Source organism: Kitasatospora sp. NPDC015120, from assembly GCF_043080305.1.
GTDB lineage: Bacteria > Actinomycetota > Actinomycetes > Streptomycetales > Streptomycetaceae > Kitasatospora.
The window spans coordinates 438,123-462,705 of the sequence record NZ_JBIBVJ010000005.1 but is presented as its reverse complement, the minus strand read 5'-3'; the positions used below and the strand labels follow the sequence as shown (position 1 = coordinate 462,705).

General features: G+C 73.5%; 31 protein-coding genes. 20 read left to right on the top strand and 11 right to left on the bottom strand.

Annotated features, from left to right (window positions below):
• The first annotated feature begins 2 nt into the window (after positions 1-2).
• The 4 genes from ACF1AK_RS16330 (at position 3) to ACF1AK_RS16315 (ending at position 3,728) form a co-directional block, all read left to right on the top strand.
• Positions 3-1,487, top strand: a complete 1,485-nt coding sequence (locus ACF1AK_RS16330; protein WP_391499415.1) for an aldehyde dehydrogenase family protein — start codon at positions 3-5, stop codon at positions 1,485-1,487.
• Positions 1,480-2,382 (top strand): aldehyde dehydrogenase family protein, encoded by a 903-nt coding sequence (locus ACF1AK_RS16325; protein WP_391499414.1) that lies wholly within the window; start codon positions 1,480-1,482, stop codon positions 2,380-2,382. The genes ACF1AK_RS16330 and ACF1AK_RS16325 overlap by 8 nt, the downstream gene beginning before the upstream one ends.
• A gap of 249 nt (positions 2,383-2,631) precedes the next feature.
• The gene (locus ACF1AK_RS16320; protein ID WP_391499413.1) at positions 2,632-3,042 is read left to right on the top strand and encodes a hypothetical protein; all 411 of its coding nucleotides are present in this window, start codon (positions 2,632-2,634) and stop codon (positions 3,040-3,042) included.
• A gap of 71 nt (positions 3,043-3,113) precedes the next feature.
• The gene (locus tag ACF1AK_RS16315) at positions 3,114-3,728 is read left to right on the top strand and encodes a uridine kinase (RefSeq protein WP_391499412.1); all 615 of its coding nucleotides are present in this window, start codon (positions 3,114-3,116) and stop codon (positions 3,726-3,728) included.
• Positions 3,729-3,935: 207 nt separating this feature from the next.
• Here the strand turns inward: ACF1AK_RS16315 and ACF1AK_RS16310 are convergent, their stop codons facing one another.
• Positions 3,936-4,898, bottom strand: a complete 963-nt coding sequence (locus ACF1AK_RS16310) for a SigE family RNA polymerase sigma factor (RefSeq protein WP_391499411.1) — start codon at positions 4,896-4,898, stop codon at positions 3,936-3,938.
• Positions 4,899-5,170: 272 nt separating this feature from the next.
• On the opposite strand from ACF1AK_RS16310, the gene ACF1AK_RS16305 reads away from it, so the two are divergent.
• The 4 genes from ACF1AK_RS16305 to ACF1AK_RS16290 all read left to right on the top strand — a co-directional run bounded on the left by ACF1AK_RS16305 (position 5,171) and on the right by ACF1AK_RS16290 (position 8,609).
• Complete coding sequence (locus ACF1AK_RS16305; protein WP_030300621.1) at positions 5,171-5,848, top strand: response regulator transcription factor; 678 nt, start codon at positions 5,171-5,173, stop codon at positions 5,846-5,848.
• 69 nt (positions 5,849-5,917) lie between these two features.
• Positions 5,918-7,432, top strand: coding sequence for an ATP-binding protein (locus ACF1AK_RS16300; protein WP_391499410.1), 1,515 nt, complete (start codon positions 5,918-5,920; stop codon positions 7,430-7,432).
• Positions 7,429-7,863 carry a hypothetical protein gene (locus ACF1AK_RS16295; RefSeq protein WP_391499409.1) on the top strand — a complete coding sequence of 145 codons (435 nt, stop codon included), beginning with the start codon at positions 7,429-7,431 and terminating at the stop codon, positions 7,861-7,863. Before ACF1AK_RS16300 ends, ACF1AK_RS16295 begins: the two co-directional genes overlap by 4 nt.
• A gap of 179 nt (positions 7,864-8,042) precedes the next feature.
• Positions 8,043-8,609: a VanZ family protein gene (locus ACF1AK_RS16290; protein WP_391499408.1), complete on the top strand. Its 567-nt coding sequence runs from the start codon at positions 8,043-8,045 to the stop codon at positions 8,607-8,609.
• A 268-nt stretch (positions 8,610-8,877) separates the two neighbouring features.
• Here ACF1AK_RS16290 and ACF1AK_RS16285 read toward each other — a convergent pair whose 3' ends face one another.
• On the bottom strand, positions 8,878-9,522 hold the full coding sequence (locus ACF1AK_RS16285; RefSeq protein ID WP_391499407.1) for a PhzF family phenazine biosynthesis protein: 645 nt from the start codon (positions 9,520-9,522) through the stop codon (positions 8,878-8,880).
• Between the two features lie 178 nt (positions 9,523-9,700).
• The gene (locus ACF1AK_RS16280) at positions 9,701-11,359 is read right to left on the bottom strand and encodes a hypothetical protein (RefSeq protein WP_391499406.1); all 1,659 of its coding nucleotides are present in this window, start codon (positions 11,357-11,359) and stop codon (positions 9,701-9,703) included.
• A gap of 324 nt (positions 11,360-11,683) precedes the next feature.
• Between ACF1AK_RS16280 and ACF1AK_RS16275 the strand changes: the two genes are divergently transcribed.
• The 6 genes from ACF1AK_RS16275 (at position 11,684) to ACF1AK_RS16250 (ending at position 15,266) form a co-directional block, all read left to right on the top strand.
• Positions 11,684-12,151 (top strand): hypothetical protein, encoded by a 468-nt coding sequence (locus ACF1AK_RS16275; protein ID WP_391499405.1) that lies wholly within the window; start codon positions 11,684-11,686, stop codon positions 12,149-12,151.
• Positions 12,152-12,368: 217 nt separating this feature from the next.
• Positions 12,369-12,590 (top strand): hypothetical protein, encoded by a 222-nt coding sequence (locus ACF1AK_RS16270; RefSeq protein WP_391499404.1) that lies wholly within the window; start codon positions 12,369-12,371, stop codon positions 12,588-12,590.
• Positions 12,574-13,089: a DUF6879 family protein gene (locus ACF1AK_RS16265; RefSeq protein ID WP_391499403.1), complete on the top strand. Its 516-nt coding sequence runs from the start codon at positions 12,574-12,576 to the stop codon at positions 13,087-13,089. Before ACF1AK_RS16270 ends, ACF1AK_RS16265 begins: the two co-directional genes overlap by 17 nt.
• A complete protein-coding gene (locus ACF1AK_RS16260) occupies positions 13,090-13,929 on the top strand; it encodes a helix-turn-helix domain-containing protein (protein ID WP_391499402.1) in 840 nt (279 codons plus the stop codon).
• An 83-nt stretch (positions 13,930-14,012) separates the two neighbouring features.
• Positions 14,013-14,135 (top strand): hypothetical protein, encoded by a 123-nt coding sequence (locus ACF1AK_RS16255; protein WP_391499401.1) that lies wholly within the window; start codon positions 14,013-14,015, stop codon positions 14,133-14,135.
• A 6-nt stretch (positions 14,136-14,141) separates the two neighbouring features.
• Complete coding sequence (locus ACF1AK_RS16250; RefSeq protein WP_391499400.1) at positions 14,142-15,266, top strand: methyltransferase domain-containing protein; 1,125 nt, start codon at positions 14,142-14,144, stop codon at positions 15,264-15,266.
• Positions 15,267-15,319: 53 nt separating this feature from the next.
• Here the strand turns inward: ACF1AK_RS16250 and ACF1AK_RS16245 are convergent, their stop codons facing one another.
• The 3 genes from ACF1AK_RS16245 to ACF1AK_RS16235 are packed head-to-tail and all read right to left on the bottom strand — an operon-like array spanning position 15,320 to position 16,851.
• Entirely contained in the window at positions 15,320-15,718 is a 399-nt protein-coding gene (locus ACF1AK_RS16245) for a hypothetical protein (protein WP_391499399.1), read from the bottom strand.
• A gap of 28 nt (positions 15,719-15,746) precedes the next feature.
• Positions 15,747-15,947, bottom strand: coding sequence for a DUF397 domain-containing protein (locus ACF1AK_RS16240; protein WP_391499398.1), 201 nt, complete (start codon positions 15,945-15,947; stop codon positions 15,747-15,749).
• A 10-nt stretch (positions 15,948-15,957) separates the two neighbouring features.
• Entirely contained in the window at positions 15,958-16,851 is an 894-nt protein-coding gene (locus ACF1AK_RS16235; RefSeq protein WP_391499397.1) for a helix-turn-helix domain-containing protein, read from the bottom strand.
• A gap of 212 nt (positions 16,852-17,063) precedes the next feature.
• Between ACF1AK_RS16235 and ACF1AK_RS16230 the strand changes: the two genes are divergently transcribed.
• Genes ACF1AK_RS16230 through ACF1AK_RS16220 form a run of 3 tightly spaced genes read left to right on the top strand, consistent with a single transcriptional unit; the run spans position 17,064 to position 17,781 of the window.
• Positions 17,064-17,429: an ATP-binding protein gene (locus ACF1AK_RS16230; protein ID WP_391499396.1), complete on the top strand. Its 366-nt coding sequence runs from the start codon at positions 17,064-17,066 to the stop codon at positions 17,427-17,429.
• Positions 17,426-17,662: a hypothetical protein gene (locus ACF1AK_RS16225; protein ID WP_391499395.1), complete on the top strand. Its 237-nt coding sequence runs from the start codon at positions 17,426-17,428 to the stop codon at positions 17,660-17,662. The genes ACF1AK_RS16230 and ACF1AK_RS16225 overlap by 4 nt, the downstream gene beginning before the upstream one ends.
• A complete protein-coding gene (locus ACF1AK_RS16220) occupies positions 17,659-17,781 on the top strand; it encodes a hypothetical protein (RefSeq protein ID WP_391499394.1) in 123 nt (40 codons plus the stop codon). Before ACF1AK_RS16225 ends, ACF1AK_RS16220 begins: the two co-directional genes overlap by 4 nt.
• Before the next feature lie 62 nt (positions 17,782-17,843).
• Here ACF1AK_RS16220 and ACF1AK_RS16215 read toward each other — a convergent pair whose 3' ends face one another.
• The gene (locus ACF1AK_RS16215; RefSeq protein ID WP_391499393.1) at positions 17,844-18,314 is read right to left on the bottom strand and encodes an Lrp/AsnC family transcriptional regulator; all 471 of its coding nucleotides are present in this window, start codon (positions 18,312-18,314) and stop codon (positions 17,844-17,846) included.
• 122 nt (positions 18,315-18,436) lie between these two features.
• Between ACF1AK_RS16215 and ACF1AK_RS16210 the strand changes: the two genes are divergently transcribed.
• Positions 18,437-19,267, top strand: coding sequence for a MerR family transcriptional regulator (locus tag ACF1AK_RS16210; RefSeq protein ID WP_391499392.1), 831 nt, complete (start codon positions 18,437-18,439; stop codon positions 19,265-19,267).
• 3 nt (positions 19,268-19,270) lie between these two features.
• Here the strand turns inward: ACF1AK_RS16210 and ACF1AK_RS16205 are convergent, their stop codons facing one another.
• Complete coding sequence (locus ACF1AK_RS16205) at positions 19,271-19,705, bottom strand: MarR family winged helix-turn-helix transcriptional regulator (protein ID WP_391499391.1); 435 nt, start codon at positions 19,703-19,705, stop codon at positions 19,271-19,273.
• A gap of 93 nt (positions 19,706-19,798) precedes the next feature.
• On the opposite strand from ACF1AK_RS16205, the gene ACF1AK_RS16200 reads away from it, so the two are divergent.
• Positions 19,799-20,722, top strand: a complete 924-nt coding sequence (locus tag ACF1AK_RS16200) for a zinc-binding alcohol dehydrogenase family protein (RefSeq protein ID WP_391499390.1) — start codon at positions 19,799-19,801, stop codon at positions 20,720-20,722.
• 704 nt (positions 20,723-21,426) lie between these two features.
• On the top strand, positions 21,427-21,609 hold the full coding sequence (locus tag ACF1AK_RS16195; protein WP_350554659.1) for a PspC domain-containing protein: 183 nt from the start codon (positions 21,427-21,429) through the stop codon (positions 21,607-21,609).
• Between the two features lie 113 nt (positions 21,610-21,722).
• On the opposite strand, the gene ACF1AK_RS16190 is transcribed toward ACF1AK_RS16195, so the two are convergent.
• The 3 genes from ACF1AK_RS16190 to ACF1AK_RS16180 form a co-directional block, all read right to left on the bottom strand.
• A complete protein-coding gene (locus ACF1AK_RS16190) occupies positions 21,723-22,082 on the bottom strand; it encodes a hypothetical protein (protein ID WP_391499389.1) in 360 nt (119 codons plus the stop codon).
• 212 nt (positions 22,083-22,294) lie between these two features.
• Positions 22,295-23,443 carry an adenosine deaminase gene (locus tag ACF1AK_RS16185; protein WP_391499388.1) on the bottom strand — a complete coding sequence of 383 codons (1,149 nt, stop codon included), beginning with the start codon at positions 23,441-23,443 and terminating at the stop codon, positions 22,295-22,297.
• A gap of 176 nt (positions 23,444-23,619) precedes the next feature.
• Positions 23,620-24,573 (bottom strand): LysR family transcriptional regulator, encoded by a 954-nt coding sequence (locus ACF1AK_RS16180; RefSeq protein ID WP_391499387.1) that lies wholly within the window; start codon positions 24,571-24,573, stop codon positions 23,620-23,622.
• Positions 24,574-24,583: the final 10 nt, after the last annotated feature.

Genomic DNA, 24,583 nt, shown 5'->3' with positions numbered 1-24,583 from the left:
CCATGGCCAAGAAGAAGAACACCGAGGAGCCCGCGGCCCAGAAGCCGGCCGGCGGCCTCTTCACCTACGCCCCGGCGCCCGAGTCGCCCGCCGCGGCCGGCGACATCGCCGGCTCCTACGGCCACTTCATCGGCGGCGAGTTCGTCGACTCCTCGGGCAGCGAGGCGCTGAAGACGGTCAACCCGGCCACCGAGCAGGTGCTCGCCGAGTTCGCCCGGGGCACCGAGGAGGACGTCGACCGCGCGGTCGCCGCCGCCCGCAAGGCCTTCGCCGACTGGTCGGCGCTGCCCGGCAGCGAGCGCGCCAAGTACCTGTTCCGGATCGCCCGGATCATCCAGGAGCGCAGCCGCGAGCTGGCGGTGCTGGAGTCGATCGACAACGGCAAGCCGATCCGCGAGACCCGCGACGTCGACCTGCCGCTGGTCGCCGCGCACTTCTTCTACTACGCGGGCTGGGCCGACAAGCTGGACCACGCCGGCTTCGGCCCGGCCCCGAAGCCGCTGGGCGTGGCCGGCCAGGTCATCCCGTGGAACTTCCCGCTGCTGATGCTGGCCTGGAAGATCGCCCCGGCGCTGGCCACCGGCAACACGGTCGTGCTGAAGCCCGCCGAGACCACCCCGCTGACGGCGCTGCGCTTCGCGGAGATCTGCCGCCAGGCCGGTCTGCCGAAGGGCGTCGTCAACATCGTCACCGGCGACGGCCGCACCGGTGCCGCGCTCACCGCGCACCCGGACGTCAACAAGGTCGCCTTCACCGGCTCCACCCCGGTCGGCCGGGCGATCGCCAAGCAGGTGGCCGGCACCCGCAAGAAGCTGTCGCTGGAGCTGGGCGGCAAGGCCGCGAACATCGTCTTCGACGACGCGCCGCTCGACCAGGCCGTCGAGGGCATCGTCAACGGCATCTTCTTCAACCAGGGCCACGTGTGCTGCGCGGGTTCGCGCCTGCTGGTCCAGGAGTCCGTCCAGGACGAGCTGCTGGACGCCCTGAAGCGCCGGATGGGCACCCTGCGGGTCGGCGACCCGCTGGACAAGAACACCGACATCGGCGCGATCAACTCCGCCGAGCAGCTGGCCCGGATCACCGCGCTGGCCGAGGCCGGCGAGGCCGAGGGCGCCGAGCGCTGGTCGCCCGCCTGCGAGCTGCCGGGCGCCGGCTTCTGGTTCCGGCCGACCGTCTTCACCGGCGTCAGCCAGGCCCACCGGATCGCCCAGGAGGAGATCTTCGGCCCCGTCCTGTCGGTGCTGACCTTCCGCACCCCCGCCGAGGCGGTCGAGAAGGCCAACAACACCCCCTACGGGCTCTCCGCCGGCATCTGGACGGAGAAGGGCTCGCGCATCCTCTGGATGGCGGACAAGCTCAAGGCCGGCGTGGTCTGGGCCAACACCTTCAACAAGTTCGACCCGACCTCGCCGTTCGGCGGCTACAAGGAGTCGGGCTACGGCCGCGAGGGTGGCCGGCACGGTCTGGAGGCCTACCTCGATGTCTGATGTCGTGAGCCGTCTTGATGTCCTCAAGACCTACAAGCTGTACGTCGGCGGGAAGTTCCCGCGCTCCGAGAGCGGGCGGGTGTACGAGGTGACGGACGCGAAGGGCGAGTGGCTGGCCAACGCCCCGCTCGGGACCCGCAAGGACGCCCGCGACGCGGTCGTGGCCGCCCGCGCGGCGGTCAAGGGCTGGGCCGGCACCACCGCGTACAACCGCGGCCAGGTGCTGTACCGGGTCGCCGAGATGCTGCAGGGCCGGCGCGAGCAGTTCGCCACCGAGGTGGCGCTCTCCGAGGGCATCGGCCCGAAGAAGGCCGCCGCCCTGGTGGACGCGGCGATCGACCGCTGGGTCTGGTACGCGGGCTGGACCGACAAGGTGGCCCAGATCGCGGGCGGCGCCAACCCGGTCGCCGGTCCGTACTTCAACCTCTCCACCCCGGAGCCGACCGGTGTGGTCGGGATCGTGGCCCCGCAGGCCGGGTACGGGCACTCGCTGCTCGGCCTGGTGTCGGTGATCGCCCCGGCCGTCGCGACCGGCAACACCGTCGTGGTGGCGGCCGCGGCCGACGCGCCGCTGCCCGCGCTGTCGCTGGGCGAGGTGCTGGCCACCTCGGACGTCCCGGGCGGCGTGGTCAACCTGCTGTCCGGCCGGACCGCCGACCTCGCGCCGACCCTGGCCTCGCACCAGGACGTCAACGCCCTGGACCTCACCGGCGCGATCGCCGCCGACGGCCCCGGCGCGGCGGTCGCGCTGGAGACGCTGGCCGCGGATACCCTGAAGAGGGTGATCCGCCCGGAGCTGGACCCGTTCGCCCAGGACTGGACCAATGCTCCCGGAACGGACCGGCTACTCTCGTTCCTGGAGACCAAGACGGTCTGGCACCCGATGGGTATCTGACCACCAGGTCCCCGTAGCGGCTACACTCCGTGACCGCGTGTCGGTGACACAACTCCACAGACTGGCCGTCCCCCGTGCCCTCTCCCCCCCCAGGGCCCGGACGGTCACAGGACGGACCCGCGCCTCTCCCCCCCTGGCGCGGGTCCGTCGACTTTCGTCGCCGCGACCGCCCGCCTTTCGGCGCTGCCGCGGGCCCCCGCCGCCCGGCCACACTGGGCCGACACCGCGCACCGAGGGGGGACGACGTCCATGGGAGAGCTGGCCGGCGAGCTGATGGCGCTGTTCGCGGACGGGTTCTGGCGCACCCTCCAGGTGGCCCGCGCCCGGCGCCGGCTGGCCGCCGGGCGGCCGGTGCGGCTCCCCTGCTCGGCGCGCGCCGACGGGCCGGGCCCGCGCGGCGAGTACGTCGCCGGGCGGCTGCGGCTCGCCCCCGGCGCCCCGTCCGCCGTCTTCACCGCGCGCGGCCACGCCCGGGTCGAGCTGGCCGCGGGCGGCACCTTCCACGACCCCGAGCCGGACACCTGGTACGACCAGGACTGGGCCGCCACCGCCTACCGGGCGCCCGGCGCCGCGCACACCGTCCACCTCCAGGTCGACAGCCGCTGCCTGCCGCTGCTGCACGCCGTGCTGGGCGGTCCGAGGCCGCCGCAGAAGGTGTGATCCGGACGGTTTCGGCATCGGGCACCGATGCGTCAGACTGGTGTCCCGTGAGTGACTCCCCGCTGAATCCTGTGTCGATAGCCCGCGCCCGGGTGGTCCTGCTCGCCGGGCCCTCCGGATCGGGGAAGTCCTCGCTCGCCGAGCGCAGCGGACTGCCGGTGCTCCAGCTCGACGACTTCTACAAGGACGGCGACGACCCGGGCCTGCCGCGGCTGCCCGACGGCTCGGTGGACTGGGACTCCCCGCTGGCCTGGCACCGCGAGCAGGCCGTCGCGGCGATCCGCGCGCTGTGCACCACCGGCCGGGCCGAGGTGCCGGTGTACTCGATCCCGGACAACGGCCGGATCTCCACCCGGGTGCTGGAGCTCGCCGGGGCCGGCGCGTTCGTCGCCGAGGGCATCTTCGCCGCCGAGATCACCGCCGACTGCGCCGACGGGGACCTGCTCGCCGACGCCCTGTGCCTGCGCAACGGCGCGCTGACGACCGCCTGGTGGCGGCTGCGCCGGGACGTCCGCGAGGGCCGCAAGTCACTGCCGGTGCTGCTGCGCCGCGGCTGGCGGCTGATGCGGGCCGAGCGCGGCATCGTCGGCCGGCAGGTCGCGCTGGGCGCGCGCCCGTGCGCCGGGCCGGAGGCCGGGCGCAGGATCCGGGCGGCGGCCGCGGCCGGCGAGCTGTCCGCCGTCTGAGCGGCCCCGGGCACGCGGAACGGCGGGCCCGGTGCGTCTCCCCCGCACCGGGCCCGCCGCCTTCCCCGGACGGCCGCGGTTCCCTCCCCGGTGCCGCCGCTCCCCCGAGCCGGCGCCAACCCGTACCGCGTCCGTCCTGCTACCCGTCCCCCGACGGGAGCCCCGTCCGGTCCCACCCCCACGGCGGACCGGAACGTCTCGATCGTGCTACGCGACCAGCTCGCCGAACGCCCGCAGGGTGTCGCCCGAGGTGTTCAGCTGCTCGTCGTCGCGCAGCCGGCGCAGCGCGCGCCAGATGCTGCTCTTGACCGTGCCGACGCTGATGCCGAGCACGTCGGCGATCTCCGGGTCGGTCTTGCCCTCGTAGTAGCGCAGCACCAGCATGGTCCGCTGGTTCTCCGGCAGCTTGGCCAGCGCCTGCCAGAGCACGGCGCGCAGCTCGGTGCCGCCCATCGCGTCGGTGTCGCCGACCGTCTCCGGCAGCTCCTCGGTCGGGTACTCGTTGACCTTGCGGCGCCGCCAGGCGGAGATGTGCAGGTTGGTCATGGTGCGGCGCAGGTAGCCCCCGACCGCGGCCTTGTCGGTGATCCGGCCCCAGGCGCGGTAGGTGCTGAAGAGCGCGCTCTGCAGCAGGTCCTCGGCCTCGTAGCGGTCACCGGTGAGGTGGTAGGCGGTGGCGTACAGGGAGGCGCGGCGCTCGCGCACGTACGCGGTGAACTCGGTGATGTGGTCCTCGGCGACGGCGGGCCGCTCCGCGGTTGCGGCGGGCGCCGCCGCGGGGCTCAGCCGCAGCAGCGTCGCCCCGGCGGCCTCGCGGCCGGCCGACTCCCCCGAGTCGGCCTTCCGCAGGCCGGTCCCCCCGACGCCCCGGTTCCCCCCCGGGGCCTCCTTGCCCTCGACGCGCACGGGGAGGATCCCCCGCAGCGTCAGGGTGCCGGCGGAGTCGGCCGCGTTCCCCCGGCGGCCGATCCCGTACAGCTCCCCCGTCCTGCCGCCGCCGCTCACCCGGCGCACGACAGTGTTTCCACCGGTGCTGTGCGCGCACCCCCGCGCAATCACGGCACCGGAGGTCTCCTCGGTCCCGGCCGCCGGCCGGGTCCTGAACGCGGTGGCCGATGAACGCGCGGTACGGACAGCCGGGTTGGTCCGGGTCTGAAGCGTGGCGTTCATCGTGCGCCCCCTTGGTCGGTTCGAGCGGTTCCGTTGCCGCCGCCGTCGGCCGGCCGATTGGCCCGCTGTCCTGCGGCGACATCGAAAATCCTGCCCGCCGGTTGTGATGGCGCTGTCCGTCGACTGTCACAGGGCTGTCACAGGGCCGGGTCTTCCGGCCCGTTCACCCTTCCCCGGTTGACGGACGCCGGTCACGGGCGTGGTGGTTCCCCGGCGGGTCCGGCCGGGCGGTGGGGGGTGATTACCCGCTCCGGGTGAGCCAGAATGAGGCCGTGCCTTTCCTCCTTCTGATCGAGGACGACGACGCCATCCGCACCGGCCTCGAACTCGCCCTCACCCGCCAGGGCCACCGCGTGGCCACCGCCGCGTCCGGCGAGGACGGTCTGAGGCTCTTCAAGGAGCAGCGGCCGGACCTCATCGTGCTCGACGTCATGCTGCCCGGCATCGACGGCTTCGAGGTGTGCCGCCGGATCCGGCGCACCGACCAGCTGCCGATCATCCTGCTGACCGCCCGCTCCGACGACATCGACGTGGTGGTGGGCCTGGAGTCGGGCGCGGACGACTACGTGGTCAAGCCGGTGCAGCCGCGGGTGCTGGACGCCCGGATCCGGGCCGTGCTGCGGCGCGGCGAGCGGGAGAACTCGGACTCCTCGGTGTACGGCAGCGTGGTGATCGACCGGGCGGCGATGACCGTCACCAAGGACGGTGCGGACCTCCAGCTGACCCCGACCGAGCTGCGGCTGCTGCTGGAGCTCAGCCGGCGCCCCGGTCAGGCGCTGTCGCGCCAGCAGCTGCTGCGGCTGGTCTGGGAGCACGACTACCTGGGCGACTCCCGGCTGGTGGACGCCTGTGTCCAGCGGCTGCGCGCCAAGGTCGAGGACGTGCCCTCGGCGCCGACGCTGATCCGCACGGTGCGCGGCGTCGGCTACCGGCTGGACCCCCCGGCGTGAGCGCCGTCCCCCGTCCGGCGCCGGCGATATCCCGCCGCGCACCCTGGATCCCCGCAACGACAGGCTCCCGTGACTGACCATCAGACCCCGGCCCGGTTCACCTCCGGCCCGTGGCGGAGGCTGCGCTCGCTGCGCGTGCGGCTGATCGCGGTGTTCGCCGCGGTCGCGCTGCTCACCGCCGTCTCGGCCTCCGGCATCGCGTACTGGCTCAACCGCGACGCGGTGCTCAAGCGCGCCCAGGACACCGCGCTCAACGACTTCCGGGTCTCGCTGAGCCGCAATGTGTCGAGCCTGCCGCTGAGCGCGACCTGCGAGGACCTCAACACGCTGGCGAACACCGTCGCCAGCTCCGGGCTGAGCTACGACGTGGTGGTGGCGGACCCGGCGCTGCCCGACTGCATCGCCTCCTCCAGCCCCTCCCAGTACACGCTGGCCAACGTGCCGGCCGCGCTGCAGACCGCGGTCGGCAAGCCGCGCGAGATCACCGAGTCCAACCCGTACACCTACCACCTGTACTGGCAGCGGCAGAACCTCGACGGCCGGCCGTTCGTGATCGGCGGCACCAGGGTGGTGCCGACCGGTCCGACCGCGTACATGTTCAAGTCGCTGGAGAACGAGCGGGCCGACCTCAACACGCTCGGCTGGTCGCTGGCGATCGCCACGCTGCTGGCGCTGATCGGCTCGGCGCTGCTGGCGCAGGCCGCCTCGGCGACGGTGCTGCGGCCGGTGCGGCGGCTCGGCGACGCGGCCCGGCGGCTCGGCGAGGGCCATCTGGACACCCGGCTGGAGGTCGACGGCTCGGACGAGCTCGCCGACCTGGCGCGGACCTTCAACCGGACCGCGGAGTCGCTGCACGAGCAGGTCGAGGAGCTGAGCGCGCGCGAGGCGCAGAGCCGGCGCTTCGTCGCCGACATGTCGCACGAGCTGCGCACCCCGCTGACCGCGATGACCGCCGTGACGGACATCCTGGAGGACGAGGCGGAGTCGCTGGACCCGATGATCGAGCCGGCGGTGCGGCTGGTGGTCAGCGAGACCCGCCGGCTGTCCGACCTGGTGGAGAACCTCATGGAGGTGACCCGCTTCGACGCCGGCACGGCCAAGCTGGTCGCCGACGAGGTGGACATCGCGGACCTGATCATGTCCTGCATCGACGGCCGGGCCTGGTACGACGCGGTCGAGGTGGACGCGCCGCGCGGGGTGCGGGCGGTGGTCGACCCGCGCCGGCTGGACGTCGTCTTCGCCAACCTCATCGGCAACGCGCTCAAGCACGGCGGCTCGCCGGTGCGGGTGCGGGTGCGCGAGGACGGGGACAGCGTGGTCGTCGAGGTGTCGGACAGCGGTCCCGGCATCCCCGAGGACGTGCTGCCGCACGTCTTCGACCGGTTCTACAAGGCCGACAAGGGGCGGGCCCGTTCGGAGGGCAGCGGACTCGGCCTGTCCATCGCGATGGCCAACGCGCAGATCCACGGGGGGACCATCACCGCCGCGAACGGCGAGGTGGGCGCGGTGTTCACGCTGACCCTGCCGCGGACCCCGCCGCCCCCGCCACCGGCCGACAGCGCCCCCGAGGAGCGTGCCCAGTGAGCCGTGTCCGCCCGAACCGCGGTCGTGGACCGCGCCGCCCGTTGGCCGCCGCCGCGCTGCTGGGACTGGCCGCGCTGGCGGCCGGCTGCGGCATCCGTCCGACCGCCGTCCCGGTGGACGCGGGCGCGCCGGCCAGCCGGACCGCCTGCCCGACGGTGGCGCGGATACCCACGGCACCGAGCACGCCGTCCCCGGCCGCCGGTACGGGGGCGGGGGCCGGCGCGGGCGCGGGTGCACAGGCCCCGGCGCACGCCGCCGGGGCGCGGGCCGGTTCGCCGTCCGTGGCGGCGCCCGGGGCACCGTCCGGGGCACCGTCCGGGGTGGCGTCCGCGTCGCCGTCGCCCGTCGTGGTGTCGCCCACGCCGCCCGCCGACAACGTGTTCGGCGCGCTGCCCTCGCCCACCGCCGCCGCCACGGCGCCCTGCCGGTAGGGGTCTTCCCGGGGACCGCGGGGACCGCCGGATTCACCGGGCGGCTCCCCCGCGGTCCCCGCCCATCCCCCGGCGCGCGGGGCGAAGTTCACACCGGGCATGGAACCGTCGCGCCGCCGGTGCACGTCCTACCCCCCGTGCAGCGAGATGGCACCAGGCCACGCGAGGAGCGGGCCGGCGTGCGGACCGAGACCGGACGGGCGACGGCCGTCCAGCGATCCCAGCGTCCACTGCGGGTGGTGGGACTGCTCGGCCTCACCGTCCACCTGGCACTGGTGGGCTGGATGGTGCTGAGACCGTTGCCGGTGGCCTGGGTCGACGACGCCAACCTGACGCCGCTGGCCTCGCTCCGATCCTCCAACGCGGGCCAGGTGCTCGGCGAACTGCTGCTGCTCTCCCCGCTCGGCCTCCTGCTCCCGCTCGCCGGGGGCCGTCCGGCCACCCGCTGGCTCCCGTCCTTCCTGCGCACCACCGGCGCCTCGGCCCTGCTGGCCACCGCGCTGGAGTTCCTCTCCTCCTGGGCCCCGGGCCATGTGCTCAACGTGGACCACATCCTGCTCGCCGTCACCGGCGTCGCGGCCGTCCACCTCGCCGTGGTCCCCGCCGGCCGCTCCTTCCTCCTGCGCCACGCCGCGGCACCCCGGGCCGTGCGGTCGGCTCCGGCCGCCGTGCCCGCGACTCCGGCCCCGCCCGCGGCCGAGCCGCTGCTCAGCCTCGGCTCGACGGGCACTGCGGGCAGGGGCTGACCGCGCCCGGCCCGGGGTTCGGCAACTCCCCCGGCCCGGAGGCACATCGGTCGCACTCGGCGCACCGGTGCTCCACCGCGCCACAGGCCCGGTCGTCGGTCCTCGGTCGTCGGTCCTCGGTCGTCGGTCGTCGGTCCTCGGTCGTCGGTCCTCGGTCGTCGGTCCTCGGTCCTTGGTCCGACGGACCCGGTGAGGGCCCGGACCACTTCGCTCCGGGGCTCCCCGGCGCGGGTGAGGACCCTGCCGGGCAGCGGCTCCTCCGCGGACCTCAGCCGGCGCGGCGGACCCTGCCGCCGACCTCGACCAGGCCGTCGGCCCCGATCCCCGTGACGAGCTGCGAGCCGCGCCCCTGGGTGATCGTCAGGCCGCGCCCCCGTTCCGCGGTCAGCAGGATCGCCGCCGCCCCGGTGGCCTCGTCCTCGTCGATGCCGTCGCCCCGGCCGGGGAAGGCCCGGGCGCGGACGGTGCCCGCCGCCTCGTCCTGCCAGGCCCAGGCGTAGATCCACTCGCCCGGCGGCGGCACCGCCAGGCCGTCCACCTCGGCAGGTGTCGGGTACCGGCGCAGCGTGCGCGGCGGGGCCCAGGCGGCCGGGGCGGCGATCCGGGTGAACTCCCCCTCGCGCCGCACACCGACCACGCCCGCCGGGGTGACCAGACGGTCCACGCCGAGCAGCCAGGCGGCCCCGACGCACGGGTGGCCGGCGAAGGGCAGCCGCAGGCCGGGGGTGTAGATGTCGATGACGCCGCGCTCCGGGTCGTCGACGAACACCGTCTCGCTGAAGCCGAGTTCCCGGGCGACCGCCTGCCGGGCCCGCTCGCCGGGAACGGCGGCGCCGTCCCGGACGACGCCCAGCGCGTTGCCGTAGCCGCCGTCCGGGCCGCAGAACACGTGCAGCACCTCGTGACCGGTCACCCCCCGCTCACCCCCGCGCCGACCACGCCCGCCGAGGCACCCGGACGCTCCACGACCCCGCTGACACCACACCCCGGCTCATCGACGAACACCGCTGCGCCGAAACCGACTTCCCGGACGACACCCGGCACACTGCCGCCCCCGCCACCCGAACCGCCACGCAGCACAGCGCGACCGCTCACCCTCCGCTCGCCCCCGTGCCGCCGGGGCCCACCGGGCCGCGCCCCTGTCCCGGAGCCGGGTTCGGCCGCGGGCCGGGGCGCACCGCCGGGCCCGCACCCGGGGCCGTCCCCGGGCCCGCGGTCGGGCGGGGCGGCCGGACGGCCAGGGCGGGGCGGGCCTTCTGCCGGCGATGGGCCACCACCAGCGTGCCGATGCCCATCGCGATCGCGGTGGCCCCGGTGATCGCCATCGGGGTGTTGGTCGACGAGCCGCCGGTGGAGGCGAGGTCCGCGGGCGCCGCCGGGGCCGCCACGGTCACGGTGACGGCGGGCACCGGCGCGGCGGCGGGCTCGCCCGTCGGCGTCGGGGTGGCCTGCGCCGCCGGGACGGCCGCCGGCGTGTCGGCCGCCTCCGGCGTCGGGGTGACCGCCGCGAGGCCGACCGCCGGGCCGCCGCTGCCGACGGCGCTCGGCGCGGTGGCCGACGGCTCGGCGGAGGCGGTCGGGGCGCCGCCGTCCGCGGGCGGCGTGCTCGTCGCGGCGGTCGGCGTGGCCGGCGCGGCGGCGGCCACGGTGACGTCGACCGACGAGCTGGTGGCCGGCACCCCCGCGCCGCCCCCGGCGAGGGGCAGGCTGCTCCCGGCGAACTGCACCGACACGACGCCCGCCGGGACGTCCGGGCCGAACCCCAGCCGCACGTTGAGCGTGCGGGACTCGCCGTCGCCCAGCCGGACCGGGGAGGCGTCCCGGTCCGGTGCGCGCAGCACCAGGGTGAGCGCCCCGGATGCGCTGCGGCCGTTGTCGACGGCGGCAGCGATCCACTGGCCGTCGGGGGTCTGGAAGTCCAGCGAGGCGGCCCCGGAGGGCAGGCCCGCGCCCCGGAGGGTCAGTTCGGGCAGGAAGGCGACGTCCCTGCCGCTGCGGTTGGCGAGGGTCAGCCGGAACGGCCTGGCCTCGCCGCCGGCGGTGAAGGAGCCGGGCACCGCGTCCAGGCCGAGGTAGGGCACACCGGGCGCGGGCGCGGTCGTCGGCGCGCCGGTGGGCCCGGCCGCCACGGTGGTGAACTCCTGGTGCGGGGTGTTCGCCTCGGAGATCCGGCTCTCCGGCGGCAGGGTCGGGTCGGAGACCACCGCCCGGAACCCGGCGGTGGCCCGGCCGGCGGGCGCGTCGGCGGTGACGGCGAGGCGCAGCCGGTACGTCGCGGAGGCGCCGGCGGGCAGGCTCAGCCGGGTGGCGAAGGTGTCGAGCTCCCAGGTGGCGCCGACGGCGGCGCCCGGGCTGAGCGCGGCGGGCTTCCACGGGCCGCCGCCGGGGGCCTGGTACTCCAGCTTGAGCTGGGTCTCGCGGACGCCGGAGTCGACGGCGGCGACGGTGAAGCCGGTGGTGACGTCGACGGCGTGGTCGGCGGAGTTGCGCAGGGTGGCGGTGAACTCGGCGGCCGGACCGCCGGCGGTGAAGCCGGCGGGGAAGCCGGTGAGGGCGGCCGTCACCGGGCCGCGCTGGTTCTGGGGGCCGAGCGCCGGGCCCGGAGTGCCCTGGCCCTGCCGCACCGTCCCGGTGGCGCCGCCGGAGCGCGGCAGCGCGGCCGCGCCCGGGGCGGCCGCGGCCAGGGCCACGCCCGAGACCAAGGTGGCGGCGGCGGCGAGGGCGAGGGATCTGCGGTGCTGAGTACGCAAGGGAGACCTCACGGAAGGAAGGCGGGCGAACCCGACGAACCCGGCAGCAGGCGGTTCGCCGAGGTGGGGGACCGCTCCGGGACTCTCACCCGGGTCGCTGCTTCGCCCCCCAACCACCAGCGACGGCCGCATCATATCCGAACGCGCGGACGCTTCCTGAGCGCTTTTCAAGGGGTGGGAAGGAGGTTCGCCGGACGGATTCGGCGATGACACCGTGACGAAATCGTGAGGACGGATGTCAGCGGGCTCCAGTACTGTGCGCACTCGTCCCCGGTGGCCCGCCCCCGCGCGTCCGCCCGTCCCACGGAACAACAGGAACACCTCGTGAATCTCGACTTCGACGCCGAACCGCTCTTCTCCTGGTACGTCGTGCTGCTCGCCGTCAGCGGTATCGCGCTGCTGGTCATCGGCGCCGTCAACCTCGGTGGGCTGAAGATCGGCTGGCGCATCCTCAACGTGCTGGCCGGTCTGGGCTTCACCGGCTACGCGTACTACCTGGCCTTCGTCTTCGAGGGCGGCACGTACACGCTGTTCTTCAAGGCGTTCATCCTGCCGGTGGCGCTGATAGCCAACGCGGTGAAGGCGCTGGTCTCGCGCCCCGAGACGCCGGCCGCCCCGGCCGCGCCGCCGGCCCCGGCGGCCGCGCCGTACCAGCCCAACGCGCCGTACCAGCCCAACGCCCAGTACCAGCCCAACGCCCAGTACCCGCCGGCCGCCCCGTACCCGCCGGCGCCCCACGCCCACGCCCAGGCCCCGGCCCCGGCCCCGCAGGCTCCGCCGCAGCAGGGCTGATCCCGGTCCGGGCGGCGCCCGGAGCGCCGCCCGGAGGCCCGCTCACGAAGCAACAGCAGGCAGTGGAGCAGGAAGTCGGCGGGCCCGACTTCCTGCTCCGCCAAGATCTTTAGGCGAGAACGGGAATAGCCTCCCCTCCGGATGGCGACCACCCGATCGCGCTGCGTAGCGTTACCCCCGGCTTGTTCAACCAAGGGCACTCACAAGGGGGTTCACCATGGCCGGAAAGCCGGGACTGACCCGCCTCACCCGCAGCGGGAACGGGGAAGGGTCGGGCGAGTGCGGCGCGGACGACTGCCCCAACGTCTACGCGACCGATCGGGGCTCGTTCGTAGTTCAGGGCAACACGTTCACCGGATTCCGCGCACCCGACGGGGAGTCGCTCGTCGAAATCCCCGAGGAGACCCTGCGGGAGGCGTTCCGTGTTCTTGGATGGTGACGACTGGCGGGCGTACTTCGACGCGATGGAGCACGATGCCTGGCGGCTGGAGACCCGTCCCGTTTACACGATGCCGCAGGAGCAGGAGGGGATTCGCCGCTTCCTCGCCGGCGAACCGCTCGATACCGGGGCCACCGCCGTATGGAAGGCACGAGTGCGCGGGTACCGGGAGACGGGCCGACGCGTCGGCCGGGTCCACGTGCTCACCCGTCCGCTGACGGACTACCTGCGCTATGAGTTCGCGCACTACCACCACAACGTCGAGGCCGGGGAGGACGTCCGGATCCTCGACCTCAGCGACCGCCCGAACCCGGGCCTGCCCGAGCAGGACTTCTGGCTGTTCGACAACCGCCGCGTGGTGCTGATGAACTACCGCGCCGACGGCACCCAGATCAACCGCCGGATCCACGACGGCGATCCCGCCCCGTACGTCGCCTGGAAGCGGCTGGCGGTCGCCGAGTCCGTTCCCTTCCCGGAGTACGTGAAGGACCATGGGTGAGTGACCTTCGCCCCTGAACAGTTGGACCGGTCGAAGGCCGATCTGGCCCGGCTGCTCCGCGACCTCCGGAAGCGAGCCGGTCTCAGCGGAGACCGGCTCGCTCGGCGTTGCGGCCTCTCCCAGAGCACGATCAGCAAGATCGAGACCGGGCGGAAGGCGCCCCGGCTCACCGAGGTCGAGGCCATCCTCCGCGCACTCGGGGTTCCCGCCGAACTGGCCGAGGACATCATGTCCCTCGCCAGAATCGCGAACACCGAATGGCAGGGCGTCCGCGCCTCCCTGCGCCGGGGACTGGAGAAACGACAGGCGGAACTGGCCGCACTCGAAGCGTCGGCATCCGAGTTCCGCTATTTCCTGCCCGCCATGGTCACGGGACTGCTTGCCACCCCCGACTACGTCCGGGCCGGTCTCGCGCACTCGCCCGGCGACGTCGCGCCGGTCGTGGCGCGGAAGCTTGAGCGGCAGGCGGTGCTGTACGACACGTCGAAGTCGTTCACGTTCCTGCTCACGGAGCAGGCCGTGCGGTGGTCGGTGGTCCCGCCGATGGCGATGTCGGTGCAGGTCGAGCACCTGGCGGCGATCTCCCGGTTGCCGAACGTCAGACTCGGGGTCGTCCCGAGCGGCGTGGTGACCGGCCGGGGCCCGATGAACACCTTCACGGTCTACGGCACCCACCTGGCGACCGTGGAGACCTTCACCGGCAGGGTGGTCTTCCGCGATTCCCGGGACATCGCCGAGCATCTCGCCATCTTCGGCATGTATGAGGACATGGCGATTTTCGGATCGGAAGCCGGGGACTTCCTTTCCGCGGTCGCCGCCGAATTCCGGAGAGATCTTTAGTCGGCTACGGGAATCCTCTTGAACGGACCGCGCACGCGCTTCTAGCGTGCTCCGCGAGGATTCCGACGAGAGGAGTTTCCGGGATGGGCAAGCACGGTGACGGCCAGGACGGGAAGTCCGGCGACCAGCAGCAGTCCCCGAAGGAGTCGGACGGCCGGTGGACGCGTCCGGTCCCGCCGCCGGGACCGGACGAGAAGAAGAAGTAGGCACGCGTGAACGGGTACGCGAAGGTGATCGCGGAACTGGACGCAGAGTGGCGGGGCGCCTTCGAACGTGCTCCGCGCCACACCTTCCTGCCGGACACCCTCTGGATTCCTGACGACGGCGAGCCGTCCGGATACCGGCGGGTCGAGCGGAGCCGGGAGCCGGATGTCTGGTGGGATGCGGCGAATGCCGACGACTCTGTCGTTACACAGCTCGACGACGGGGCGAGCGGCGGCCCGGGGGTGCCGACCTCTTCGGGGTCGATGCCGTCACTGGTCGCGACCATGCTGAGGGAGTTGGCCGTCGAGGACGGGCACACCGTGCTCGACGTGGGCACCGGAACCGGATGGACGAGCGCCCTGCTCGCCGCCCGGCTCGGCGGCGAGCAGGTCACCACGATCGAGATCGACCCGGTGGTCGCGGCCGGGGCAGCCCGGCGGCTGGAGGCCGCGCGCCTGGATCCGCGTCGGGCGGTCGGGGACGGACTCGGCGGCTGGCGCCCCGGGGCGCCGTACGACCGCATCCACTCGACGGCGGCCGTCCGGACGGTACCGAAGGCGTGGATCGAGCAGACGGCGCCGGGCGGGGTCGTCGTGACGCCCTGGGGGACGCCGTACGCCAATGCAGGACTGTTGCGCCTCGTTGCCGAAGGGGCGGGGAGGGATGCGCACGGGCGGTTCGTCGAGAACGCCGCCTTCATGTGGATGCGCGCTCAACGACCGCACGGGGTGACGGCACCGGGCTCCGGCAGGGCGAAGGCCGGCGCCTCCCCGATGGATCCGGATCTGGCCGAGGAGAACGTCCACGCCGCCTTTGCCATCGGGCTCCGTGTGCCGGGTGTGCGGCCCGCCCACCGCTGGGACCGCGCCGACCCAGGGGGCACGTACCGGATCGAGCTGTCGGACGGGGACGGCTCGTGGGCGTCGGCCCGCTACCGGAGATGGGAAGCCGGGGACGCGGTGACGCAGGTGGGGCCCAGGCGGCTCTGGGGGGAGATCTGCGAGGCCCGTGAGTGGTGGGTGGAGCAGGGGCGGCCCGAACTGACCCGGTTCGGGCTCACCGTGCAGCCGGACGGGAGGCAGTGCGTGTGGCTGGACGGGCCCGAGCACGTGGTCGGGGACGTCACGGGGTGACCGGTGGGGCGGCCGGGCGCGGGCGGTTGTCCGCGCCCGGCCACTGCGCGTTGTCAGGCGGTCCGGCGGAGGCTGCGGACGGCGAGGAAGAAGGCGGCGGCGGTGAGGGTGGTGGAGAGGAGGAAGAGGAGCGCGACGCCGAGGTGGAGGAGGGCGTGGGGCTCACGGAGGATGCGGGCGAGCACGAGGTAGCCGGCGGAGGCGGTGAGGACGGCGCCGAGGGTGGGGGCGGCGCAGCGGTGGAAGGCGAGCCGTTTGGGGAGGGCGGAGAGCAGGGAGCCGGTGGGTATGGAGACGAAGGTCCCGAAGAGCAGGCCCACCATGGCCCCGAGGGGTACCGAGGTGTAGCGGAAGGCGACGAGCGCGACCAGGGCGCCCCAGAGCGCCCCGCCGATGACGCCGACCTGGGTGGTGCGAACGATGAGCCGGATACGCCAGGCGTTGGCGTTCATCGGTGGGGATCCTCCGGAGCTGGGCTGATCAGGAGAAATGGTCGAGCTCGCCGGCCTTGACGGCCAGCAGGAAAGAACCGAGCTTCGCTACGTCGATGTCCAGAACGCTCTCCGGGTCATCCGACTCCCGCAGATGACGAAGGCCCGCTGCGCCCGTGGCAAGTTCAACACAGCTACCGCCCGCGTTTGATCCGCTGAACGATGACTTCTGCCAACGCAGTTCTGGCATCGGGTGCCCTTCACGTCTGGAGCAGGTAGAGAAGGTGTCGGATGAGCCCCCACGAGTCGCGCGACGACGAGAGCGCGAGGGACGACTGGCCGGTGTCGATCGGGGACAGCGCAAGATCGCACAGCTTGTTGAACGTCCTGCGGTACGTCTCGATCGAGTGCCGGTCGCCAAGATACTCGGTGTGGCTTGGGTGATCCACAACAATGGTGGAGAGGTCCGCCGCCCCTGGGTCCAGCAGCAGGAATTGGCCCGTGTGCGGCGGCTTCTTCAGTGCTGTGAACGGTAGAACCTGGATGGTCACGTTGGGCAGCTCGGACACCTCAAGCAGGTGCGCCAGCTGCGCTCTCATCACGGCGTCGCCGGGGAAGCGCAGGCGCAGGGCCGTTTCGTGAATCACGAAACGGAACTCCCGTCGCGGAAGGTCGGTCAGGATCCGCTGCCGGTTGATCCGGAAGTCGATCTCGGCTTCCACGTCCAGCTTGCGATCGCGATGAGCGTCTTCGTAGATCGCTTCGGCATAGGCGCGCACCTGTAGGAGACCGGGCACGTAGAACGTCTCGTAGTTGTCGATCAGAGCCGCACTGTCCTCGGTCTCGGCCAGGTCGAGCGCCAGATCCGGCACTCGGTCGGCGAACTCCGACCACCACCCCTTGCCCGTTCGCCGCCCCATGTCCGCGAGCTTGGCCCGATAGACCGGATCCTCGCAGCCGTAGGCATCGAGCCAGATCCCCAACCGTTCCTGGTTGAGGCCCGTTCGACCCGCCTCCGTATGGCTCACGGCCGGACTCTTCATCCCCACGAGTGCACCGGCTTCAGGTGCCGACAATCCCGCCGCCAACCGCAGGCGCTGCAACTCCTCACCGAAGCGGCGCTGCCGCTGGCTGATCTCTCCCCTGAGCCCCACAGCGTTCCTTCCCTCTCCCCGAGTGTTCCGCATCGGTCTGACCCGATGCCACCGACCAAGCATCACCCACACGGGTCAACCTTGGCGCACCAGTTGCAACGTTTTAACTTTGCACCCTACTCTCGGTGTTGCACCGATCACGCGACGGAGCGTCAATCAGGCTTCGGCCCTCCGTCGGTGAGTCTCTCCTCCCCACCTCACGGAGGTCCCCCATGCGTGCCCCCACCCCGCCCGACTGGTTCGTCGTCCGCCACGAGCTGCGCACCCTCCTCGCCACCGCAGGCTGGCACCCGGACACCATCCACGACGCCGAACTCGCCCTCCACGAACTGTTCGTGAATGCCTGGAAGCACGCGGGGACCCAGGCGCCCCATGTCATCGCCGCCCTCTGCCCCCGCACCCTGCGGGTCTCGGTCTGCGACGACAGCCCGGACCTGCCCGAACTGCGCACCTGCACCGACCCCTACGCTGTCACCGGCCGGGGGCTCCACCTCGTCCAGGCCCTCACCGACCGCTTCGGCGCCGAGCCCGCGAAGCACGGCAAGGTGGTCTGGTTCGAGCTGGAGGCCACCGCGTGAACGCCCCGCTCGAACCCCACGACAGGATCCTGCGCACCTACACCGAGCCCGAGGTCACTGCCCTGCTCCGTGAACTCCACGAGCGCGGAAAGCCGTTCGGCATCCAATGGGGATCCGCCGCCGTCAACGGCTCGACCATCGACGGCCGGCTCCTCGTCTCCTTCGGCGACACCTCCGTCGCCACCCTGCTCAACCTGCTTGCCCTCCTCCGCGAGGGGCTCAGGACCTCGTGAACTTCTTCATCGGCGCGGCCTTCGCCATCCTCCTCGCCCTCGCCGTCGCCACCGTCATCACCGGTGTCATCACCGCGCTCAAGGTCCACGGCAACGAGGAGAACGAGCACAACTGCTGAACGTTACGGCGGCTGCCGCCCCAGCCGCCGTCACCACACAAACAGGAGCAGTGTTGCTACTCCTACCCTGCTGCCCCCGGCCGGGGTACTGCGGGGCCGCGGGGTGCGAGGGGGCGGCTCAGGACCAGATGGGTCGTGGTGTTCCCCAACTGCGCCAACTCGTCGACGATCTCCTCCAGATGCCCCAGCGACGTGGTCGCGATCTTCAGCGCATAGCAGTCGTCCCCCGTGGTCCGCAGACACTCCAGGATCTCCGACCGCTCCTCCAGCAACCGCCGCAGCGGCTCGTGCCGCACCGCCGGCCCCGGGTACTTCAACCGCACGACCGCCGTCACCGGATACCCCGTGCGCTCCAGGTCCACCTCGGCCCGGTACCCCGTGATCACTCCCGCCGCTTCCAGCCGCCGCACCCGCTCCGTCGTCGCCGACGCGCTCAGGTTCACCCGCCGCGCCAACTCCGTGAAAGCGATCCGCCCGTCCTCCTGGAGCTCGGCCAGGATCGCCCAGTCCGTCGCGTCAAGAATCTCGGTCATGCGCCCAGATTGCCGGTGATTCCACGGCTGAACAACCCCCCGACCGGTAGATGTCACACCAGTCAATCCAGCCGACATCGCCGCTTGCCCCTGCCCCAAGGACAGGGAGCAGAGTGGCCCCCGTGCACGAGGACCTGATCACCATCGGCGAGCTCGCCGCCCTCACCCGGCTCAGCCCCAAAGCCCTGCGCCTCTACGGCGACCGCGGCCTGCTCCCACCCGCCGACGTCGACCCCCGCACCGGGTTCCGCCGCTACGGCCGCGCCCAGGTCGAACGGGCCCGCCGGATCGCGCTGTTGCGCGCCGTCGGCATGCCGCTCGCCCGGATCGCGGTCGTACTCGACGCGGACGGCGACGACGCGCCCCGCCTGCTCGACGCCTACTGGCGCGAGCAGGAACGCGCGCACACCGCCCGCCGCGAGGCGGCGGGCTACGCCCGCACCGTACTCACCGGAAGGACCCCCAGCATGTACGAGATCGCCGAACGCGAAGTCCCCGAGCAGAAGGTGCTGTTCACCCGGCGCCACGTCACCCTCGCCGAGCTGCCCGCCTTCCTCGGCGAGGCGAGCGAACAACTCCTCGCCCACCTGCGGAGCACGGATGCGTGCCCGTCCGGCCCCCTCTTCGCGATCTACCACGGCGTGGTCAGCGAGGACTCCGACGGCCCGGTCGAGGTCTGCGCACCGACGGCCGCCACCGTCGAACCGGCCGGCCCGATCGGCGTCCGCATCGAGCCCGCCCACCGCGAGGCGTACACCGAACTCACCAGGTCCCACCCCGGCTTCGGCGCGATGGCGACCGTCCACGACGCCGTCGTCGCCTGGCTCGGCGAGCACGGCCACGCCCGAAGCGCGTCCAACCGCGAGGTGTACTACCCGAACCACCTGACGGCCGCCGATCACGAGCACATCGCCGACGTGGCCGTCCCGTTCACGCCCCGTCCCACCGCGTAGCGGCTACGCCCCCGCCTCGTGCAGCCGCCCGAGCAGCGTCATCAACTGCCGCTGCTCATCGGGGTTGAGCGGCGCCAGCAGCTCCGCGTTGGCCGCCTCCGCCAGCTCCGCGCAGCGGGCGAGCACGGCGACGCCCTCCTCGGTGACGGTGACGGCGTTCTTGCGCCGGTCGACCGGATCCGGCGCGCGCAGCACGTAGCCGGACCGCTGGAGGTGGTTGAGCACGCCGACCATGTCCTTGGGGTCGACGGCCAGGCGGCGCCCCAACTCCGCCTGGGCCACGGGCCCGTACTCGGCGACACCGGCGAGCACGGCGTGCTGGAGGAGCTTCAGCCCCTCCGCCGCGATCGCGTCGGCGACCAGGCCCCGGCCGCGCGCCGCGACACGGCCGGTGAGCCAGCTCGGCAGGGTCTGGATGTGCTGGAGGGGCGTGGTCATGGGCCCAGCCTACTCCGATTTCCATTGGACAGCCCAACGGTTCCCGCCATACCGTTGGGCTGTCCAATGGATCCACCGGATCGGGGAGGTCCTGTGCTGCGCGTCCGCCATGAGGTCGACGGCTCGCCCGAACTGCTGCGCACCGAGGAGGCACCGGTGCCCGAGGCCGGCGCCGGGGAGCTGCTCGTCCGGGTGCAGGCCATCGGCGTCACCCTGCCCACCGTCCGCAGGCTCCGCGACAGCCGTGAGCCCCTCCCCCTCGGCGGCGAGATCGCCGGCCGCGTCGTCGCCACCGGCCCCGGCGCCACCGGCTTCGCGACCGGCGACCGCGTCACCGGGCTCTGCTTCACCGATGCCTACGCCGAGTACGCCGTGCTTCCCGTCGCGATGGCCTCCCGTGTCCCGGACGACGCCACCGCCGTCGAGGCCGTCGCCCTGGTCCGCAGCGGCCTCGTCGCGCGCGGCGCCCACGAGGCGGCGCGCGTCGGGCCCGGCGAGTCCGTCCTGGTCACGGCCGCCGCGAGCGGGGTCGGCACGCTCGCCCTCCAGTACGCCGGGGCCGGCGGCGCGGGCCGTGTCGTCGCCGCTGTCGGCAACGGGGCCAAGGCCGGCTTCGTCCGCTCCCTCGGCGCCGACGAGGTCGTGCTCTACCGGGACCTCGACCGGAGCGGCCCGTACGACGCGATCCTCGACGGCGTCGGCGGCGACCTCCTCCCGAGCGCCGTGCGCGCCCTCGCCACCGGCGGCCGACTGGTCGCCTACGGCTCCGGCGGCGGCACCGTCGAGGCGTACGAGCTCCTCCTGCGCGGCGCCTCGGTGACCGGCTTCCAGATCCGCGCGATCGCCACCGGCCGCCCCGACCTCTACGCCCGCTGGCGCGACGACCTCTGGCGCCGCCGCGCCGCCGGCACCCTGCGCGCCGCCGTCCACGCCGAGCTCCCCCTCACCGCTGCCGCCCACGCCCACGCCGTCATCGAGCAGCGCCGCAACCTCGGCAAGGTGGTCCTGGTGCCCTGACCCACCCGGGGCACCCCGCAGAACAGAAAGTCGGCCCCACCGACTTCCCACTCCACAGGCCCCACACGACGACCCCGCCACCCCCACCCCGGCAACCCTCCCCGCACCCGACACCCCGCAGAACAGAAAGTCGAACCCGCCGACTTCCCACTCCGCCACCCCAGCGCCCCGCCACCTCCGCACCCCTCCCGGCACGGGGCACCCCGAACACCGAACGCCCCCACAACACGAAAAGTCGGCCCCACCGACTTCCCACTCCACAGGCCCCGCACGACGACCCCGCCACCCCGACCCCGGCAACCCTCCCCCGCACGCGACACCCCGCAGAACAGGAAGTCGGGCCCGCCGACGCCACGGGCCCCACCCACACGAGGCACCCCACAACACGAAAAGTCGGCCCCGCCGACTTCCCACTCCGCCACCCCAGCGCCCCGCCACCTCCGCACCCCTCCCGGCACGGGCACCCCGAACACCGAACGCCCACAACACGAAAAGTCGGCCCCACCGACTTCCCACTCCACCGGCCCCGCAATCTCCGGGCCGACCCTGAGCGGAACCCTGAGAGCCGTCATGCCTGCTCAGGAGCAGGCTCGGGGGCGGGATCGACTTGTGGGCTGAGGCTTTCGACGGCGCGACGGCGCAGCATGGAAGTACGCCAGCCGGAGGGACCGGCCAACGGCTTCACCACAGCAACGGAGTTCGCCATGAGCCGCCTCGCCCGCCCCCGCCACAACCGCGTCATCGCCGGCGTCTGCGCCGGGCTCGCCGAGCGCTTCGGGCTCACGCCGTGGACCATGCGCGTGATCTTCCTGGCCTCCTGCCTGCTGCCCGGCCCGCAGTTCCTCATCTACCTGGCGCTCTGGCTGCTGCTGCCCCAGGAGCCGTGACGCCGGACCACGTCGGCAGGCGCCGCAAAGCCGCCGAAGGGGCCGCCCCTCCCCCTGCGGGAGCGGGCGGCCCCTCCGGCCGTGCTGCGGACCTGCCGCGGGCGGCGGGCCGGTCAGCCGGTGAGGCCCGGCAGCGGGAGGGTCTGGGTGAGCCCGCCGAGCGGGGTCTTGTCCAGGCCCGGCACGTTCGGCAGGGCGGCCCGGTTGCTGGTGACGCCGGCGAGCGGGGCGGCCGGCTGGCCCGCGGTGGGGGCGAGGCTGCCGAGGGTGCTGCTGACCTTGTCGGCAACCGGCAGCTTGCCCGCGGCGTCGGTGAGGGCGTTGGTGGCGGCCGGGTTGGTCAGCAGGCTGGTCGGAAGCCCCAGCCCCCCGGCGGCGGCGGCCGGAGCGGCGGACGCGCCGCCGGCGCCGACCGCGGCGATCGCGAGGCCGAGCGCGGCGGTGCCGGCGGCCTTGAGAGTGGCCTGCTTCATGTGGTTCCCCTTGGATCCTCGTCCGGTGGCCGACACGCGCGGCCGACGCGACGGGGCCCGCCGCCACGGCCTGTCAGCAGTGACGCGCACACCGTAGTGAGGGAATCGGGCGGGATTCAACGCGATTCACCCGCCCGAGCGAGAAGTCGGATGAACGCCAACTCCCTTGGCGGCACGTGGCGTTCATCCGACCCCGACCGGAACGGCCGCGCTCAGCCGCCGGCGCTGAACAGCCACTCGGCCTTGAGCTCGGCGTAGCCCGGCTTGATCACGTCGTTGATCATCGCGAGCCGCTCGTCGAACGGGAGGAAGGCCGACTTCATCGCGTTCACGGTGAACCACTCCAGGTCCCCCAGCGTGTAGCCGAAGGCCTCGACCAGGTGCGCGAACTCGCGGCTCATGCTGGTGCCGCTCATCAGCCGGTTGTCGGTGTTCACGGTGACCCGGAACTTCAGCCGGCTGAGCAGCCCGATCGGGTGCTCGGCATACGAAGTGGCCGCACCGGTCTGCAGGTTGGAGGTCGGGCACATCTCCAGCGGGATGCGCTTGTCGCGCACGTACGCGGCCAGGCGGCCCAGCTTGACGGTGCCGTCGTCCTCGACCGTGATGTCGTCGACGATCCGCACGCCGTGGCCGAGGCGGTCGGCGCCGCAGCACTGCAGCGCCTCCCAGATCGACGGCAGGCCGAAGGCCTCGCCCGCGTGGATGGTGAAGTGGTTGTTCTCGCCCTTGAGGTAGTCGAAGGCGGCCTGGTGGCGGGTGGGCGGGAAGCCCGCCTCGGCACCGGCGATGTCGAAGCCGACCACACCGGCGTCGCGGTGACGGTTGGCCAGCTCGGCGATCTCGGACGAGCGCGCGGCGTGCCGCATCGCGGTGATCAGGGTGCCGATCCGGATCCGGCGGCCGGCGGCGCGGGCGTTGGCCTCGCCGAGCCGGAAGCCCTCCTGGACGGCCTCGACGACCTCGTCCAGGGTCAGGCCGCGCTCCAGGTGCTGCTCGGGGGCGTAGCGGACCTCGGCGTAGACGACGCCGTCGGCGGCGAGGTCCTCGGCACAGTCGGCGGCGACCTTGATCAGGGCCTCGCGGGTCTGCATGACGGCGCAGGTGTGGGCGAAGGTCTCCAGGTAGCGGACCAGCGAGCCGGAGTCGGCGGCCTCGCGGAACCAGTCGCCGAGCTCCTCGGGGTCGGTGGTGGGGAGGCCCTCGTAGCCGACGGCCGCGGCCAGCTCGACCACGGTCTCGGGGCGCAGGCCGCCGTCGAGGTGGTCGTGCAGGAGCACCTTCGGCGCGCGGGCGATCTGGTCGGGGGTGGGGATCCGGGGGCCGGTGCCCGCGGTGGTGACGGGGATCTGCTTCTCCATTGCGGGAGTGTAGCTCCTACGCGCGTAGACAGGCCACCGCCCGCAGGGCGAATCGTCCAATGTCCACCGGGAATTCCACCAAAGGGATGATCCGGGCAACCTCTCCGCCCATCACCCCCCCGGGCCGCCCCCGCCCGCGCGCCGACGTTCCCCGGCGGCTCCCCCGCCCCCGGCCGTCAGTCGTGCGCCAGCAGCCGCCCCCGCCGCGACAGCACGAAGTCCCGGAACGCCGCCGCCGGAGGGGTCAGCGGCCGCCCCGCCGCCCACGCCAGCCCGATCGCCCGCCGGGTGCGCGGGGCCGTCACCTCCAGCTCGACCACCCCCGGCCGCGGCACCAGCGCCGGCGGCAGCAGCGCCACCCCCAGCCCCGCCGCCACCAGCCCGCGCAGCGTCTCCGTCTCCTCCCCCTCGAACGCGATCCGCGGCACGAACCCGGCCTCCGCGCAGAAGCCGTCCGTGATCGCCCGCATCCCGTAGCCGGGCTCCAGCCCGACGAACGGCTCCTCCGCCACCTCCGCCAGCCGGATCCGGCGGCGCCCGGCCAGCCGGTGGTCCGCCGGGACGACCAGGTGCAGCCGCTGCTCGTCCAGCCGGCGGGCGGCCAGCGCCGGGTCGTCGTCCGGGACCGGCGCGACCAGGCACAGGTCCAGCTCCCCCGCGCGCAGCCGGTCCAGCATCGCGCCCACGTAGTCCTGCACCAGCTGGAACCGCACCAGCGGGTACGCCGCCCGGAAGTCCCGCAGCAGGGCCGGCACCGCGTCCGTCCCCATGGTGTGCAGGAAGCCGAACGCCACCCGGCCGGTCTCCGGGTCGGCCTCCGCGCGCGCCGCCTCGGCGCCGCGCTCGATCTCGGCCAGCGCCCGTTCCACCGAGGCCAGCAGCAGCCGGCCGGCCCGGGTCAGCCGGACCGTCCGGCCCTGACGCGCGAGCAGGTCGACCCCCAGCTCCGCCTCCAGCCGGGCCACCGCCCGGGACAGCGTCGGCTGCGGCATCGCCAGCAGCGCCGCCGCCTGCGTCACGTGCTCCAGCCGGGCCACCGCGGCGAACTGCGCCAGCAACGGCGCGAGTTGCACCGCGGGAAGCTCCGGCCCCAGCTCCGCGAGCCGGCCCGGCTCCGCACCGGCCTCCATCCTGCCCTCC